The organism is Streptomyces sp. NPDC026062 (assembly GCF_055568375.1).
Genome location: NZ_JBVHOQ010000031.1, coordinates 1 through 16,607, shown reverse-complemented (window position 1 = coordinate 16,607; position 16,607 = coordinate 1). Strand labels below are relative to the sequence as shown.

Annotated in this window: 14 protein-coding genes and 1 pseudogene; 7 read left to right on the top strand and 8 right to left on the bottom strand. The window is 70.1% G+C overall.

Going from position 1 to position 16,607, the window contains the following annotated elements:
- Position 1: 1 nt before the first annotated feature.
- Positions 2-480 (top strand): annotated as a pseudogene (locus ACZ4LX_RS25885) (rhodanese-like domain-containing protein); the annotation flags it as partial.
- A 52-nt stretch (positions 481-532) separates the two neighbouring features.
- Here the strand turns inward: ACZ4LX_RS25885 and ACZ4LX_RS25880 are convergent.
- On the bottom strand, positions 533-2,218 hold the full coding sequence (locus tag ACZ4LX_RS25880; RefSeq protein WP_467638418.1) for a DUF885 domain-containing protein: 1,686 nt from the start codon (positions 2,216-2,218) through the stop codon (positions 533-535).
- 35 nt (positions 2,219-2,253) lie between these two features.
- Positions 2,254-2,775: an Lrp/AsnC family transcriptional regulator gene (locus ACZ4LX_RS25875; protein ID WP_467638416.1), complete on the bottom strand. Its 522-nt coding sequence runs from the start codon at positions 2,773-2,775 to the stop codon at positions 2,254-2,256.
- A gap of 59 nt (positions 2,776-2,834) precedes the next feature.
- On the opposite strand from ACZ4LX_RS25875, the gene ACZ4LX_RS25870 reads away from it, so the two are divergent.
- Positions 2,835-4,082: a trans-sulfuration enzyme family protein gene (locus tag ACZ4LX_RS25870; RefSeq protein WP_467638413.1), complete on the top strand. Its 1,248-nt coding sequence runs from the start codon at positions 2,835-2,837 to the stop codon at positions 4,080-4,082.
- Here the strand turns inward: ACZ4LX_RS25870 and ACZ4LX_RS25865 are convergent.
- The 3 genes from ACZ4LX_RS25865 to ACZ4LX_RS25855 all read right to left on the bottom strand — a co-directional run bounded on the left by ACZ4LX_RS25865 (position 4,012) and on the right by ACZ4LX_RS25855 (position 8,426).
- Positions 4,012-5,418, bottom strand: a complete 1,407-nt coding sequence (locus ACZ4LX_RS25865) for a GNAT family N-acetyltransferase (protein WP_467638410.1) — start codon at positions 5,416-5,418, stop codon at positions 4,012-4,014. The genes ACZ4LX_RS25870 and ACZ4LX_RS25865 overlap by 71 nt on opposite strands.
- 229 nt (positions 5,419-5,647) lie before the next feature.
- A complete protein-coding gene (locus ACZ4LX_RS25860) occupies positions 5,648-7,228 on the bottom strand; it encodes an alkaline phosphatase D family protein (RefSeq protein WP_467638407.1) in 1,581 nt (526 codons plus the stop codon).
- Positions 7,229-7,592: 364 nt separating this feature from the next.
- Positions 7,593-8,426 carry an alpha/beta fold hydrolase gene (locus ACZ4LX_RS25855; protein ID WP_467638404.1) on the bottom strand — a complete coding sequence of 278 codons (834 nt, stop codon included), beginning with the start codon at positions 8,424-8,426 and terminating at the stop codon, positions 7,593-7,595.
- A 154-nt stretch (positions 8,427-8,580) separates the two neighbouring features.
- On the opposite strand from ACZ4LX_RS25855, the gene ACZ4LX_RS25850 reads away from it, so the two are divergent.
- Both ACZ4LX_RS25850 and ACZ4LX_RS25845 read left to right on the top strand, forming a co-directional pair.
- Entirely contained in the window at positions 8,581-9,465 is an 885-nt protein-coding gene (locus tag ACZ4LX_RS25850) for an RNA polymerase sigma-70 factor (protein ID WP_467638401.1), read from the top strand.
- Positions 9,466-9,825: 360 nt separating this feature from the next.
- Positions 9,826-10,593, top strand: coding sequence for a GntR family transcriptional regulator (locus tag ACZ4LX_RS25845; protein WP_467638398.1), 768 nt, complete (start codon positions 9,826-9,828; stop codon positions 10,591-10,593).
- Between the two features lie 118 nt (positions 10,594-10,711).
- Here the strand turns inward: ACZ4LX_RS25845 and ACZ4LX_RS25840 are convergent, their stop codons facing one another.
- From ACZ4LX_RS25840 to ACZ4LX_RS25830, 3 genes are all read right to left on the bottom strand, one after another.
- On the bottom strand, positions 10,712-11,869 hold the full coding sequence (locus ACZ4LX_RS25840; RefSeq protein WP_467638394.1) for an ROK family protein: 1,158 nt from the start codon (positions 11,867-11,869) through the stop codon (positions 10,712-10,714).
- A gap of 144 nt (positions 11,870-12,013) precedes the next feature.
- Positions 12,014-12,664 carry a response regulator transcription factor gene (locus ACZ4LX_RS25835; RefSeq protein ID WP_467638391.1) on the bottom strand — a complete coding sequence of 217 codons (651 nt, stop codon included), beginning with the start codon at positions 12,662-12,664 and terminating at the stop codon, positions 12,014-12,016.
- 4 nt (positions 12,665-12,668) lie between these two features.
- Positions 12,669-13,841 (bottom strand): sensor histidine kinase, encoded by a 1,173-nt coding sequence (locus ACZ4LX_RS25830; protein ID WP_467638388.1) that lies wholly within the window; start codon positions 13,839-13,841, stop codon positions 12,669-12,671.
- A gap of 107 nt (positions 13,842-13,948) precedes the next feature.
- On the opposite strand from ACZ4LX_RS25830, the gene ACZ4LX_RS25825 reads away from it, so the two are divergent.
- The 3 genes from ACZ4LX_RS25825 to ACZ4LX_RS25815 all read left to right on the top strand — a co-directional run bounded on the left by ACZ4LX_RS25825 (position 13,949) and on the right by ACZ4LX_RS25815 (position 16,210).
- Entirely contained in the window at positions 13,949-14,893 is a 945-nt protein-coding gene (locus ACZ4LX_RS25825; protein WP_467638385.1) for an ATP-binding cassette domain-containing protein, read from the top strand.
- A gap of 2 nt (positions 14,894-14,895) precedes the next feature.
- On the top strand, positions 14,896-15,633 hold the full coding sequence (locus ACZ4LX_RS25820) for an ABC transporter permease (protein ID WP_467638382.1): 738 nt from the start codon (positions 14,896-14,898) through the stop codon (positions 15,631-15,633).
- Between the two features lie 139 nt (positions 15,634-15,772).
- Positions 15,773-16,210 carry a hypothetical protein gene (locus ACZ4LX_RS25815; protein ID WP_467638379.1) on the top strand — a complete coding sequence of 146 codons (438 nt, stop codon included), beginning with the start codon at positions 15,773-15,775 and terminating at the stop codon, positions 16,208-16,210.
- Positions 16,211-16,607 lie beyond the last annotated feature (397 nt).

Below are 16,607 nucleotides of genomic sequence, written 5' to 3'. Positions count from 1 at the left end.
GATACCGCTCCCGCACCTGGCCACGAACCCCGTACTGCGTGTTCCGACGGCGGCTCCTGCCGTCGCCGCAGCCCACTTCGCCGCCTCGCTCGCCTTCCACGCCGATGTCTCGGACGTCGCCGCCGCACTGGCCGACGACGGCGACCCCGGCTTCGTGCTCCTCGACTCCCGCTCCACCGAGTCCTGGGTCCAGGGGCACATCCCCGGGGCCGTCCATCTGCCGACGGCCCTCATCGCCGGGCGGACGCGGGACCTGCTCGACCCGGCCGTGCCCGTGGTCACCTACCGCTGGGGACCGGGATGCAACGGAGTCACCCGTGCCGCGCTCGCGCTCGCCGAACTCGTCTACCAGGTCGAGGAGATGCTCGGCGGCTTCGAGCGCGGGGCGCGTGAGGGCTCGCGTTCGAGACCTGGCGGGGGCCCGAGCGGTGTACCGCCGATCCGCTCCCCGCACCGGACGAATCCGGCGACTGCGGATGCCGACACCGCCCGCCGGCCCCGGACAGCAGGTCCGGACCGGCGGGCGGTCCGGTCAGAGCTTCGACAGCTCGTCCACCAGATCGTCCAGACCCAGCGGCCCCTGGGACAGGGCGGCCATGTGCCAGGACTTGAGGTCGAAGTCGTCACCGTGCGCCGCGCGGGCGTTCTCCCGGCCGAGCAGCCAGGCACGCTCGCCCAGCTTGTAACCGATGGCCTGACCCGGCATCGAGAGATAGCGGGTGAGCTCGCTCTCCACGAAATCGGCGGGCCGGCCGCTGTGGTTGCCGAAGAACTCCTGGGCCAGCTCCGGCGTCCACCGCTCACCGGGGTGGAACGGCGAGTCGGCCGGGATCTCCAGCTCCGCGTGCATGCCGATGTCCACGATCACCCGGCAGGCCCGCATCATCTGGGCGTCCAGATAGCCCAGCCGCCGCTCGGCGTCGGGCAGGAAGCCCAGCTCGTCCATCAGACGCTCCGCGTACAGGGCCCAGCCCTCGGCGTTGGCGCTGACGATGCCGATGGAGGCCTGGTAGCGCGAGAGGCTCTCGGCGACGTGCGCCCACTGGGCCAGCTGGAGGTGATGGCCGGGAACGCCCTCGTGGTACCAGGTGGAGACCAGGTCGTACACCGGGAACCGGGTTTCGCCCATCGTCGGCAGCCAGGTGCGGCCGGGGCGCGAGAAGTCCTCGGACGGACCCGTGTAGTACGGCGCCGCGGCGCCACCGGGCGGAGCGATGCGGGACTCCACCTTGCGGACCCGCTCGGCGAGTTCGAAGTGCGTCCCGTCCATAGCCTCGATCGCCTCGTCCATCAGGCCCTGCAGCCACACCTGGACCTCGTCGACCCCCTCGATGTGCTTGCCATGCACATCGAGATGGGCCAGCGCCTCCCAGGGGCCCGCGCCGGGCAGCACCTTCTCGGCCTCGGTCCGCATCTCGGCGAGCAGCCGGTGGTACTCCGACCAGCCGTACGCGTACGCCTCGTCGAGATCCAGGTCGGTCCCGTTGTAGTAGCGCGACCAGCGGGCGTACCGCTCACGGCCCGTCGTGTCCGGAGCACCCTCGATCGTGGGGGCGTACACGTCACGCGTCCAGTCCCGCAGCTCCTCCAGCGCCCGGGTGGCCTGCGCCGCGGCGGCGGCCAGTTCGGTGCGCAGCGTGTCCGGTCCCGCGGCGGCGAAGTCCTGGAAGAACCCCGGCGTGCCGTCGCCGATCCACTCGTCGAGCTGGCCGATGAAGGTGGCGGTGGCGCGCGGGCCGCCGTACAGCTTCCGCTCCAGGCCGAGCGCGAGGCACTCGCGGTAGCCGGACAGCGCGGCAGGAACCGCCTTGAGCCGTTCCACGACGGCAGCCCAGTCCTCGTCCGTCTCGGTGGGTGTCACGGTGAACACCTCACGGATCGAGTGGGCCGGGGAATGCAGATTGGAAACGGCCCGCAGCGCCTCGTCGGCTTCGTGAACGGCGAGTTCGGCTGTCAGACGCTCACGGAGGAGGCGGCCGCAGCGGCGTTCGGAGTCATCGGCGGCGCCGGGAAGCTGCTCGGCCCGGTCGAGGAGCGCGAGCGTGGTGCGGGCCAGCTCGGCCAGTGCTTCCTGGCCGGCGGGGGAGAAGTCGGGAAGGCGGCGCGAGCTCTCCGCGACACCCAGATAGGTGCCGCAGATCGGGTCGAGTTCGATAAATGCGTCGACGTAGGTGTCGGCGACCTGGCGGGGCAGCGCGCTGCTCGGAGTGTCTGACATATGGACATCCTCGTACGGAGAGGGGCTCCGCGTCACTACCGATCGGCGCCATGGACCTGTCCCGGCCCCGCTTCGGCCGTCCGGGCCGGCGGCGGCAGCAGCGGACCGCACTCCCACTGCTGGAATATCAGCCGGGTCTCCACGCGTGCCACTTCGCGCCGAGACGTGAACTCGTCCAGGACCAGACGCTGAAGGTCCGCGGTGTCGGTCACGGCCACATGGACCAGATAGTCGTCGGGGCCGGTCAGATGGAACAGCGCACGCGACTCGGGCAGCGTCCTGATCCGGTCGACGAACGGTCCGATGAGCTCCCGGCGGTGCGGCCGGACCTGCACGGAGAGGAACGCCTCAAGGCCGCGGCCCATCCTGGCAGGGTCCAGCCGCAGCTGATGGCCGAGGATGACGCCCGTGCGGCGCAGCCTGGCGACCCGGTCCAGGCAGGTCGACGGGGCGACCCCGACCTCGGCCGCGAGCTCGCGGTACGTGGTCCGGGCATCGTTCTGGAGCAGCCGCAGAATGTGCAGATCCACCGTGTCGAGAGCGACGGAATCGGTCATTCGCCGAACGTAGCACGGGGTATCGCGTGTCTGACCCGATGACTGTTCAGAGTGGGTGCATGGACATCCAATCCTCGACGGCGTCCGCGACGACACCCCCGTACCGGGCGCCTGCCACCGAAGCCGTGCACGCCGGACGCGAAGATCTCGCGGCACTCGGACTGCACGCCCCGCCGATCGACCTGTCCACCACCTACCCCAGTTACGACTCCAGGGGTGAGGCGGAACGGATCGACTCCTTCACGGCCACCGGCGCCCGGCTCGACGGGCCGCCCGTCTACGCCCGGCTCGACAATCCGACCACTGCCCGGTTCGAGACGGCCCTGGCCCGCCTCGAAGGGGCCGAGAGCGCCGTGGCGTTCGCCAGCGGTATGGCCGCGCTCACCGCCGTACTGCTGGCCCGCGCGAGCATGGGACTGCGCCATGTGGTGGCCGTCCGCCCGCTCTACGGCTGCAGCGACCATCTCCTGGGCGCCGGGCTCCTCGGCACGGAGGTGACCTGGACGGATCCCGCGGGCATCGCCGACGCGATCCGCCCCGACACGGGGCTGGTGATCGTCGAGACGCCGGCCAACCCGACCCTCGCGGAGGTCGACATCCGGGCGGTCGCGCACTCCTGCGGCTCGGTGCCGCTGCTGGTCGACAACACCTTCGCCACTCCCGTTCTCCAGCGGCCCGTCGAACACGGGGCGCGGCTCGTGCTGCACAGTGCCACGAAGTACCTGGGCGGCCACGGTGACGTCATGGGCGGAGTCGTCGCCTGCGACGAGGAGTTCGCGGCCCGGCTGCGCCAAGTGCGCTTCGCCACCGGCGGGGTGCTTCATCCGATGGCGGGATACCTCCTGCTGCGCGGTCTCGCCACGCTGCCGGTGCGCGTCCGGGCCGCCTCGGCCAACGCCGCGGAACTTGCCCGCCGGCTCTCCGCCGACCCACGGATCGCCCGTGTGCACTACCCGGCACTGGGCGGCGCGATGGTCTCCTTCGAGGTCTACGGGGACCCTCACGGGGTGATCGCCGCAGTACGGCTGATCACTCCCGCAGTCAGTCTCGGCAGCGTGGACACCCTGATCCAGCACCCGGCCTCCATCAGCCACCGCATTGTGGATGAAGGAGACCGTCAGTCCTCGGGGGTCGGCGACCGGCTGCTGCGCATGTCGGTCGGGCTGGAGGACGTGGAGGACCTCTGGGCCGACCTGTGCCAGGCGCTGAGCGGGGATGGGCCCGCGCGGCAGGCTGTCAGCGATCAGCCTCAGCCTGCCCATACGGCGGCAGGGGCAGTACCGGTGTCGCGCCCAGCCGGGCGGTGATCACGAGCGTCCCCTCCTCGATCTGGTAGTCGAGGGGCAGCGAGAGCGCGCGCATGGCGGCGACCATGCCGGTGTTCGACGCCTGGGTGACGGCGTAGACGCTCTCGCAGCCCGCCTCGACGGCGAGCGTCACCAGGCGGCCCAGCAATTCGGAGCCGATGCCGCGGCGCTGCCAGTCGTCCTCGACGAGCAGGGCGACCTCGGTCTCGTCCCCGTCCCACAGGAGATGGCCGAGGGCCACCGTCCGGCCGGAGGCCGTCTGGACGGCGAGCGTGCGCCCGAAGCGCGGGCTCAGCAGGTGTTCGAGATAGCGGTCGGCGTCCCGGACCGGCCCGTGGTACCTCAGGCGCAGGGTCTGCTCCGAGCAGCGGTCGTGCATGGCCCTGGCCGCTTCGAGATCGCTGCTGTCCGCCCGGCGGACGGTGATCGCGTTGCCCTCGGGCAGGGTGAGTACGTGCTCACTGCGCGGGACGCGGGGGCCGAGCCGGGCATCCAGCTCGACCAGGGCGCGCGCCCTGGCGAACTCGGTGGGCGTGAAGGGGAGATAAGGGCGCTCGACGGTGATGACACCGCCCGACGGATCGCGCAGCCGCATCACCGTCTCCTCCAGCACTCCTTCCACGGGCGCGGTCTCCCCGGTGGCGCGTCCGGTGATCGACACGGCGGGCAGCGAGTGGATGGTGCACCGGCCGAGCAGCTGGCGCAGAGCCAGGGGGAGTTCCGCGGCGTCGAGAGCCGTGCGGGTGGCGAGGCCGAGCACCCGGGTCGGGGTGTCCACCAGATCGTGGGCGTCGGCGCGCTCGATCCAGGTGGAGCTGCCGCCGGCCTCGGAGACGGCGCGGGTCAGTTGCGCGGCGGGCAGTGCGGCGGGTGCCCGCAACAGGAACTCGTCGACGGTGCCGTCGGCCAGCGGATGGGTCTGAAGGGTCAGGATGTCGATCCGGTGGCGGGCCAGCACAGTGCAGAGCGCCGCCAGGCTGCCGGGAGCGTCCCGGACCGTCGTGCGCATCCGCCACAGCACCGTCTCGGCGTCTGCGGAGTCCGGCGACGGGGTGTCGGACGCGGTGGCCTCACCCACGGCCTGGGCGTCCGCACCGTCGGCATCCGGCGGTGGTGCGTGGCTGTGACGCCGCGCCCACCAGGTGTGGAACGCGGCGGTGGCGGTCAGCGCCACGGCCGAGGCGATGAGCAGATACGGCCCGTCCGGCTGGTGTCCGATCAGGTTCGCGATCGCGTCGGCGACGGCGACCGCGGTGAACAGGGCGGCGAGCTCGATGAGGTCCCGCCGCCAGTGGTGGGGGCGGCGGGCACTCTTCGCGGAGGTCACATCAGTCATGACCCCACTGTGACCGAACGGTGTTGCCTGATCACGAACACCTTGTGACCGATGGGTTAAGTGTGGATCTAGTCGGCTATCGTCTGTTTTTGGCCGGTTGGCATGCTGAATTTGAGCGAGGTCCGGGAGGGGACTCGGCGCGTGGCGCGTGGCGGGAGGCGAGGTGGGAGTGCCGGGCAGGAAGGTTCTCAGCCGGACGGGCCGGTGCCGGCGGACCGGGACGTTGGGCTCACTGCCCGACGCGTCCCGGCTGGAGCACCTTGCTGAACAGGACGGATCCGCCGTGTTCGCGTAGGCGCACGGTCAACTCGCCGCTGTCGCCGTCGATGTCCACCTCGCCGAAGAGCGAAGGCGTCTCCATCGGTGAGACGTTGGCCCGGTCGGGTGCCTGAACGAACACCTGGTGGGGGCCGAACGTGCCGTCGAGTGCGTTGGACGGGAACTGGCCGGCCGCCAGCGGTCCGGTGACGAACTCCCAGAAGGGCGCGAAGTCCTTGAAGGCCGCCCGGTCGGGGACGTAGTGCTGGGCCGAGGTGTAGTGCACGTCCGCCGTCAGCCACACGGTGCCGGTGATCCGGCGGTGCTTGATGAACCTCAGCAGTTCGGCGATCTGCAGCTCGCGGCCGAGCGGAGCCCCCGGATCGCCCTGCGCCACGGCCTCGAAGTCGGTGGCGCCGTCGGCGACGACCAGTCCGAGCGGCATGTCCGCGGCGATCACCTTCCACACCGCCCTGGACTTCGACAGTTCCCGCTTGAGCCAGGCCAACTGCTCGGCGCCGAGGATTCCGGTGGCGTCGGCGGCCTGCCGACCCGGGGAGTTGGCGTTGCGGAAGGTCCGCATGTCCAGCACGAACAGGTCGAGAAGCGGTCCGTGCCGCACGACCCGGTGGATTCTGCCCCCGCCCGTGACGTCGTGCGGAGCCGAGACCGGGAAGTACTCGCGGAAGGCCTGCGCCGAGCGTGCGGCCAGCACGTCCACGTCCTTCTCGGTGTACCGGGCGTCGTCGAGAATCTGCCCCGGATACCAGTTGTTGCGCACCTCGTGGTCGTCCCACTGAATCACCGAGGGCACCTGCGCGTTGAACCTGCGGAGGTTGTCGTCCAGCAGGTTGTAGCGGAAGTTCCCCCGGTACTCGGCGAGCGTCTCGGCGACCTTGGCCTTCTCCTCGGTGGTGACGTTGCGCCAGACACGTCCGTCGGGCAGCGTCACGCTCGGTTCGATCACCCCGTCCGCGTAGATGTTGTCGCCGCTGCACAGGAAGAAGTCGGGGTCGAGGCGGCGCATCTCGTCGTACACCCGGTAGCCCCCGATGTCCGGATTGATGCCCCATCCCTGGCCCGCGATGTCGCCGGACCACAGAAAGCGCACACCGTCCCGACGGCGGGCCGACGCGGTCCTGAAGGTGCCGTACACCGGTTCGCCGGTGCGGCGGGGGTCGTCCGCAGCGGAGAGCGTCACCCGGTAGTGCACCTGCTCGCCGGGCGGCAGCCCGTGGAGCGGCGTCGTCCCGGTGAAGTCCGTGCCGGAGCCAAGGAGCGGGCCGTGCCAGGTGCGGGTGCGCCGGAACGACTCCGTCGCCGACGTCTCCACCACCATCCGGGCAGGCCGGTCCGACCGCACCCAGACCAGTGCGGAGGAGGACGTGACATCACCCACCTGCACACCCCAGGCCGCGTCGGGACGGCCGGACCGCGCGAAGGCGGGGACCGCCGCGCCCGCCACGGGGAGTCCGAGAGCGACCGAGGCGGCCAGCGAACCGCGCAGCACGGTACGTCGGCCGGGGGACGGGAATCGCGGACGGGACGGCATCGAAGGGCCTCCGGGGCGGCTGGTCGGACGTACGGACTGAGGGGCGGGACTCACCCTCGCGTCTGCCGGAGGCGGGCACACCAACGCGAGGTGAATACCCGGACCCGCCGCGGGCTCCTCCGCTTTCCCTGCCGCGAGCCGGCCGGCAGACCGAGGCCGGGTCGGCCTCCGCACTCCGCGCGACGTCCGCCGACGGCAGGTGCGCTCAACCGCGCACCGGAGCGACGCATCCGTCGGCCGGGTGGTCGGGTGGCCGGGTGGCGGGGCGGCGGCGGTGCGGCCTTCCTCGCGGGGCTGATCCCTGTCCGGGGTGGCGACGCGTTCTGTCGTTCTGCGCCGACGGGGTCCTGACCGGGTGGTGGACTCAGCGGCTGGTGTCGAGGATGACTCGCGCCACCAGCGCGGGGTCGTCGTTCATCGGGACGTGGCCGCAGCCGGGAAGCCGGACCAGGCGGGCGCCGGGGACGGTGCGCTTGGCCCGGATGCCCTGGCGTCGCAGGAGCAGCCGGTCGCGGTCGCCCCAGGCTATGGTCACCGGCAGCCCCGGCACGTCGTCGGCGAACAGGACGTCCCGCCCGGCTGCCAGCGTCCGGTGGAAGCCGGGCGCCTGACGCAGGGCCAGGGTCTCGGCCACGGCGGCCTCCGGTGGACGCCGACCGGGCCGGGCGTAGATGGTGCTGGTCAGAGCGGTGCGGCCGGCTGCGGAGTGGGACAGCCGCTCAATGAGGGGCAGCGGCATCGATTCCGCTGCCAGCCGCATGGCGCGGAGCGTTCCGAACGCATACCGGCGTTCACGTTCCGTCCAGAACCCGGCGGGTGAGAGCGCCGTCACCGAGCGTGCCAGCTTCTCGCGCCCCAGTTCCAGCGCGAGCAGGCCGCCGAGCGAGTTCCCCGCCACATGGGGGCGGTCCACGCCGATCGCCTCGCAGAAGGTTCCGAGCAGTGGCGCCACGGTCGTCAGGTCGTAGGCAAGGTCGTCGGGGAGCCCGGGGGAGGCGCCGAAACCCGGTAGGTCGATGGCGATGACATCGCGTTCCACGGCCAGGACCGGTATCACCGGGTCCCAGGCATGACGGTGGTGGCCGATGCCGTGGAGCAGGAGCAGTGGCTGGCCGGAGCCCGACCGTTCGTAGGCGACGGACACGGTCCGCGGTCGTCCTCGGGGTGACTCGACGGTGAACGAGACCGTGGTGGCCATGGAAGGTACTCCTGGGTGAGGGCGACACGTAGGAACCGTGCCGGCAAGCGGATTAGACATCCCGTCAAAAACAATTACCGCCAGGTAGCTTGTAGTTCAAGAGGGTGGCGGCGTCGAACTGGACACCGCGCTGCGGGTCGGCTGGTATGGGCGGGTGACAACCGAAACCGTGACCGAGGTCTTCGAAGAGCACCGGCCCGTACTCACCGGAGTGGCCTACCGCATGCTCGCCCGGCGCGCCGACGCCGAGGACGTGGTCCAGGAGGCCTGGCTCCGTTGGTCGGCCGCTTCCCGGGAGGACGTGCGTGAACCGCGTGCCTTCCTGGTCAGGATTGTCACCCGCCTCGCCATCGACCGGCTGCGCCTGCTCCGTACGCGACGCGAGGCGTACGTCGGACCCTGGCTGCCGGAACCCCTGGTCACCGACTTCGGTCCGTCCGTGCCCGACACCGAGGAACAAGCTGTCCTCGCCGACTCCGTCTCCGTCGCTGTCCTTGTCGTGCTCGAGTCGCTGTCTCCGCTGGAGCGTGCCGTCTTCGTCCTCCGTGAGGCCTTCGGTTTTCCCTACGCGGAGATCGCCACGACGCTGGACAGGACCGAAGCAGCCGTGCGCCAGCTTGCCGGACGCGCCCGCCGTCACGTGGAGGAACGCAAGCCACGCTACGACGTCGACCCCGCTCAGCGCCGTGACCTCACGGAACGCTTTCTGGCCGCGGCCGCCGGCGGTGACATCGCCGCTCTGCTCACGCTGCTCGCCCCCGACGTACGGCTCGTCGGTGACAGTGGTGGAAAGTCGAAGGCGCCCCTGCGGATCCTGCAGAGCGCGGACAAGGTCGCCAGGTTCCTCTTCGCTGTCGCGCACAGCCAGATCCCCGACCTGACGATTCGCTTCCTGGAACTGAACGGCGGTCCGGCGGTACTGGTTCTCTCCGGTGGCAAGCCGGACTCCGCGGTCCAGGTGGAAGCGCGGAATGGAGTCATCCAATGCGTATACATCGTACGTAATCCTGACAAACTAACCGCTTTCGCCGGCGAGTAGGCGACCGGACCCGATCGGTCACTTCCCGGAACCGGCATCCGGTTCCCGGCATCTGGCTCCCGGGACCGGTCCCTGGCGCCAGTTCCCGGGACCGGCATCCGGCTGCTCGTACCGGGACTTGCCCCACCCGCCGCCCAAGCCCCACGGACCCGCCCCAGGACGTGGGGCTTTGCGCTGCGTACGGCTCTCCTTCCGCGAACGTCCTGTGAACGCTGCACGGCGGATCGCCGGTTCGCGGCCCCTCGGCCCCAGGATTGGTCTTGACCAAGGGGGTGTGCCGTCCTATGGTCTCAACGTTAAGACAGGAACCTTTAATAAATAACGTCGCGGAAAAGCCGCTGGGCGATGTCGGAGGACAGGGTGGGGACCACGCAGCTGGAATCGGTGCAGGAGCCGAAGTACTGGCACCTCAAGACCGTGCTCAGTGAGGCACTCGACTCGGACTTTGCGGTGGGGGAGATCCTCCCCAATGAGCGGGAGCTCGCCGCCCGGTTCGGCGTCGCCCGGGCCACGCTCCGGCAGGCCCTGGAGCAGCTCGAACTCGAAGGCAGGCTGCAACGCCGCCGCGGAGTCGGTACCACCGTCGCACCGCCGCGTGTGGGCGTCGCTGTCTCCACGGCTCAGCACGACTGGACCGGCGGCGGTGCGGGCGAGGCATGGCAGTCGGTCGACTGCCGGACAGCAGCGGCACCGGCCGCCGTGGCCGGCGTGCTCGACGTGGCAGGTGACGAGCCTGTCCACATCGTGCGCAGGATCCGGCTCACCCACGGACAGGCGGTGGCGGCGGAGCTGCTGTACGTGCCGGCGGCCTCCGTTCCGGATCTCTCCGCGATAGACAGCCCGTCAGGCCCCGCCAGGGCCCGCAGTGTCGTACGCGAACTGCACCGGCTCGGCCTCGACGGACAGGATCGTTCCGTCGAGCTCGGCTCGGCGCGCGCGGACGACGCCAAGGAACTCGACCGGCTTCCCGGTGCCCCCGTCCTTGTTGTGACGACCCGCTACCTCGCGGCCGGCGGCACAGCAGCCGTCTCCGTCGCCACGTACCGGGCCGACACGTGCCGACTCACCTTCGGCGACTCGGGCGACCTGGAAATCAGCCACCACGACCAGACCCGCCAGGCATCCTGACCGGACCAGACCCGCCAGGCATCCTGACCGGACCAGACCCGCCAGGCATCCTGACCGGACCGGGTGACCGCCCGCACGGGCGTCACCACACCGCCGTGCACCGTACGGCCCGTCGCACTCAGCGGCGGGCCGTCACCGTTCCCTCCACGGCGAAGAGCTGCTCCTCCACATGGTCGAGCGCCAGCCGCAGCGCGCCCGTGGCCACCGCGGCCTCGCCGAGCAGCGACAGTGCCACCCGAGGGGGGCGCAGACAGTACCGGGCCAGCTCATTTCGGAGAGGGTCCAGCACTCCGTCCAGTCCGGCGGCCCAGCCGCCGATGACCACCAGTTCCGGATCGAGCGCCAGGACCAGCGCCGCCACGTCATGGACCAGGCGCTGAATGAACCGCTCGACTGCTGCCTGAGCCTGATCGTCGCCGTGCCGGGCCTTGGCGAACACCGCCGCGACCGCGTGCTCGTCCAGCGGGTCCAGAGGGGTGTCGGTCGTCGACAGCAGTCTCTCCGGCGTGACGTCGCGGCCCAGGAGATGCAGCGCCCCGATCTCGCCCGCCGCCCCGCCGAAACCCCGGTGCAGCCGTCCGCCGATCAGTGAGCCCGCCCCTGGACTGAGACCCGCCAGTACGAACACGATGTCGTCGGACTCCGTGGCCGCGCCCTTCCAGTGCTCCGCGACGGCAGCCGCGTTCGCATCGTTCTCCACGAGAACGGGGCAGCGGAACGAGCGCCTCAGGCGCTCACCGAGCGCCAGGCCCGTCCAGTCCGGAAGAGCCGTGCCCAGACGGACGGTGCCGTCGGCCTCCACGATGCCCGGACTGCCCACGCCCACCGCGCGCAGGCTGCTGCGGGCCACGCCCGTGCGGCGCAGGACGTCGGCGACTACGGTCCGTACCTTGTCGAGACGGTCGTCCGCGCCGGCGGCCTCCGAAACCTCACGAGATCCGGCGCCGATGATCCGGCCGTCCAGCCCGGACAACAGCGCCGAGACCCGGTGCGGGCCGATCTCGATGCCCAGCAGATGCCCCGCCTCGGCCCGGAAGCGGAACCGGCGGGCGGGCCGTCCCTGACGTCGTGCCTCGGCACCGTCGGGGGCCGACTCGACGACCAGCCCGGCCTCGAACAGTCCCTCCATGACGCCCTCGACTGTGGGCCGTGACAGGCCCGTGATCCGGGTCAGGTCCGTGAGGGTCGGTGATTCCGCGCCCCTCAGGGCATGCAGAACCACCGCGGAATTGATCCGACGCAGCAACGACGGGTCCCCACCGGTCAGCCGGCCCACGGTGTGTCCTCCCAGCTCGTGCGCATGTCAGGCGGATCGTACTCGCTGCTCAGGGACTGGGCGAGTGTGGGCGGCAAGTCGCCGGACCGGGGTGGCAAGGCCGTCGAATCCCCGAGCGGCAGGGCGGCCCGGAAACAACTGGCTTCAGCTCGGAGCGACGAATCCCGACTCGTAGGCGGCGATGACCGCCTGAGTGCGGTCCCGCGCACCCAACTTGGCCAGTACGGCGCTGACATGGGTCTTCACCGTTTCGACGCCCACCACGAGCCGGGCGGCGATCTCGGCGTTGGACAGGCCCCGGGCCATCAACCGCAGTACGGCCGCTTCACGCTCGGTGAGGGAGGCCCTTTCCATTGCCTCCCGAGCCTTGCTTGTGCCGTACTCCGCAGCGAGCTGACGCACTGCCGCCGGGAACAGCAGGGACTCGCCCTCTGCCACCAGACGCACCGCGTGCACGATCTCGGCCGGCCGGGCCCGCTTGAGAAGAAAGCCGTCCGCACCGGAACGCAGCGCCTCGTAGACGTACTCGTCGTTCTCGAATGTCGTGACCACCAGGATCTTCGGCGGATCCGGCACCGTGCGCAGCACCACCCGAGTCGCTTCGATGCCGTCCATCAGCGGCATGCGGACGTCCATGGCCACCACATCGGGACGTAGCTGACGCACCAACGGGATCACTGCTGCGCCGTCACCCGCCTCTCCCACCACCGCGATGTCGGGCTGGGCCTCCAGGACCGCGCGCAGTCCCGCACGGACCAGAGGTTCGTCATCGACAAGAAGCACGGTAACCGGCATTCGATCAGGGTATGCCCTGCAGAGGAAGGCTCGCTCGCACTATCCACTCCCCCTTGTGCGGTCCGGTTCTGGCGCTGCCGCCCAGCAGTGCGGCTCTCTCCCTGATGCCCCTGAGCCCGCTTCCACCCACAGGAGCGGCGGCCGAACTCATGAGCGGATTTGTCACCTCCAGATCAAGTCGGTCGTCGACTACGGTGATGCGGACGCGGACCGCCAACGATCCGGAATGGCGCAGGACGTTGGTCAGTGCCTCCTGGAGGATGCGGTACCCCTCCCGTGACACCGAAGCCGGTACCTGTTCCAGCGGCCCCGAAAAGTCCGCATCGACCTCGGCCCCGGAACCACGTGCGGAGTCCAGCAGACGGTCCGCCTCGCTCAGCGACGGACGCTGCCCCGGCGGCGCCCCCGATTCGCGCAGCACTCGCAGCACCCGTTCCAGGTCGTCAAGCGCATCACGGCCCGTCTCCTCGATCGCCGCCAGCGCCCGCTCGGTGAACTCCGGGTCGCGCGCCGCCCGGGCAGCCCCTGCCTGAACCACGGCGACCGTCAGGGCGTGCCCGATCGAATCGTGCAACTCGCGTGCGATCCGGTTGCGTTCGAGCAGTTGCTCCGTACGCTCTTCCAACACGGTCATCCGCTGTTTCGGGGTGGGGCCGAGCAGCCACCGGGCGGCTGCGGTGATCAGCTCTCCGCAGCCCACGGCCATCGCGATCAGCATCACCAGGGGAACGGGCGCGAGGATCGCAGCCCACCAGTGCGTTCCCAGTCCGGCGGCGAACCATTCGCCACTGGGCTCCGATCCGGCTGCGGAACGCAGGAGATCGACAGCCGTGGCCGACAGCCACACCGTTGCTAGGCCGGCCAGCCCGGCACACACCAGCCGGACCTCCAGCCAGAGCGCGGTCCGCCACCGTTCGGACCATGATGTGGAGGGCGCCGCCGAGATGGTTGCCTCGGGGTCGCCCCGTTCCTCGGGTGTGAGCAGCAACTGGGCCTGGATTCCCTCGGCGAGACGCATGCCGGGGATCAGCCCCACCAGAGCTGCGAGGACGACCGGCACCCAGGGAGTGTCCATCGAGATGAACAGCCAGACACTCACTGCGGCACCGGGCAGGAGCAGATGAAGCCACCGGGTGTAGGTGACCGGTGCGGTCAACGGGCGGAGGAAGCTGAACATGCTGTCATCGTGCCAGCGCGCTCGGCGCTCCGGCTCCCCCGAGCGGGGGAGATGATCCACACCGGTGGGGGAGGAGACTGCCTGGCGCGGCGGCCAGGCTGAGGGACATGACCACTATCCAAGTCAACGAGCTCACCAAGAACTTCGGCGCCATCCGCGCCGTTGACCGTCTCACCTTCAGCGTGCGGCCCGGCCTGGTCACCGGCTTCCTCGGTCCCAACGGGGCGGGAAAGTCCACCACCATGCGGCTGGTCCTCGGCCTCGACCGGCCCACCGGCGGTTCCGCCACGATCGGGGGGCAGACCTACGCGGCTCTGGACGATCCGCTTCGCCATGTGGGGGTACTGCTTGACGCACAGGCGGCCCACGGCTCGCGGACAGCGCGTAACCACCTTCTGGCGTTGGCCGCAAGCAACGGCCTGGGTGGGGCCAGAGTCGAGGAAGTGCTGGAGGAGTCCGGACTCGATCACGTCGGGGGTCGGCGGATCAGAACGTTCTCCCTCGGCATGCGCCAGCGCCTCGGTATAGCGGCGGCATTGCTCGGCGATCCCGAAGTGGTCATGCTCGATGAGCCGTCGAACGGGCTGGATCCGGAGGGCATCATTTGGATCCGGGAGCTGATGAAGCGGCTGGCGCGGGAGGGGCGCACCGTTTGGGTGTCCAGCCATCTGATGAACGAGACATCGTCGTTCGCAGACCATCTGATCGTCCTCGGCCGGGGGCGCCTGCTCGCCGACCTTCCGATGGAGGATTTCCTGACCTCTCGAAGTCACCCCCGGGTGCGGGTGCGGGTCCACATGACTGAATCGCGCCGGCTGGGTGAGGTCCTGGCAAACAGGGGGTACAGGGCCGAACAGGGCGAGGCAGGGTGCTGGACGGTCGAAGGAGTCAAAGCGGAGCAAATCGGTGCACTCGCTGCCGTGGAAGGGCTGCCGGTTCTTCAGCTCGTGGACGAGCGGCCCACGCTGGAACAGGCTTACCTGGATCTCACGGCCGGGGCAGCGGAGTTCGAGTCCCCTGCTTCCACATCCATCACACACCAGGAGGCCTGACCATGTCGGTCATCGCTGTCCTGCGCTCCGAGTGGATCAAGATCAGATCGGTGCGTTCCGTCGCCGGATCCCTGTCGGCGGTATTCCTCGCCACCATGGCAGTTACGGTGCTCACCTTCGCCACTGTCGGTCAGGCGGAGGCGGACAACGCTGATGCGGACCTCGTGTTCGGCGCCTTCTACGCAGTCAACTTCGGCCAGATCGCAGCCATAAGTTTCGGAGCGACAGCGATCTCGTCCGAGTACGCCAATGGCGCGCTGCGCATGTCGCTGGCGGCGGTCCCGCGCCGCACCCTCTTCTATTCGGTCAAGATGTCACTCATCGGAGGAGCAGCTCTGGCCATAGGGCTTGTCACGAGCTTCAGCTCGTTTCTGGTCGGTCAGTTGTTCATGGGGGAGTACGCCATCGGGCTGGGAGAACCCGGCGCCCTGAGGGCCGCTGCCGGCGGCGGCATATATCTCGCCCTGATGACTCTCTTCGCCGCTGGGCTGACTGTCCTTTTCCGCAGCGCGGTTGCTGTGCTCGGCCTGCTCATTCCCTTCACCCTGATCGTCTCGTTCGTCGTCGGCGACATCGCGGGCGGCGTGGCTGACTATCTGCCCGATCGTTCCGGACAGTTGGTGCTGCACCAGCATCCGGAAAGTGGTCTGGGACCCTGGGCAGGGCTCTGTGTGACGGCGGCGTGGGCCGGGGCGGCATTGCTGGCCGGATGGTGGGTGCTGCGCCGCAGGGATGTCTAGGGTGCGCTGTCGGGCGGGTAGTCAGTTGCTCGAAGAAGTCTCGCGGTGGCGGCTGTGTCAGCAGCCGGAGGGCGGCTGAAAACGTCTCAAGGTGTAGGGCGAAGGATCCGTTGTCAGTGCCGGACGGTTTACTGACGGCATGACCACCGCACATCACCTCCGTCTCATCGACGGGATGCGCAGCCGAGAGTTTCCCACGGATCGCCGCCGGTCGGGTTCGGGAGTCAGCGGGCCCGGCTACCACACGGCGTCTTTGCACGCCGACGACGATCACTGGGACGACGACGAGGCGGGGCGGCTGGACCACCGTGCGCAGTGTCTCGCAGAGCACGATGCTCTGATCACCGTGCTTGGTGCACGCTGGGGCGATCCGCAGCTGATCAGCCTGTGGAGTGCTCAGGAGCGGATGATGACCGGCGAGGAGATACCCGACCCGTGGGCCGAGACGGTCGCGGGCTGTGAATACCTCCGTCTCTGGTACGTAGAGGGCCGGTGGATCGCCCTGGCGCTGTACTTGGAGGGGGAGGGCCTCGGGTGCGAGCTCAGCGTGGTGGTGACCGAGATCGATCCTCCGTGAACCCTGTCGCGGGTCAGCGAGGCGGTATGCCGCGTGCGGGGGTGCCGGAGGCCGGGCGGGGGCATGCGAGAGAGGCTGCCGGCACATGGTGGTACAGGCGGAATGCGGGGCACGGTCCACCCCGTAGGACCTTCAGATCTGGATCGTTCCGGGGCCAAGCAGCCAAGCCGGGACCGGCCGGGGCATGGCACTGTCCGGGGATGAAGTCCCGAGGGTAATCCGTCCGGATGGTAGGGCGCCGGGGCGGGGGGGGGGGGGGGGCGGGGGGGGGGGCGGGGGGGGGGGGGGGGCCCCCGGGGGGGGGGGGCCCCGGGGGGGGGGGGGGGGGGTGGGGGGGGGGGGGGGGGGGGGGGGGTGGGTGGGGGGGGGGGGGGGGTAAGCGGTGGGCAGCACAGGC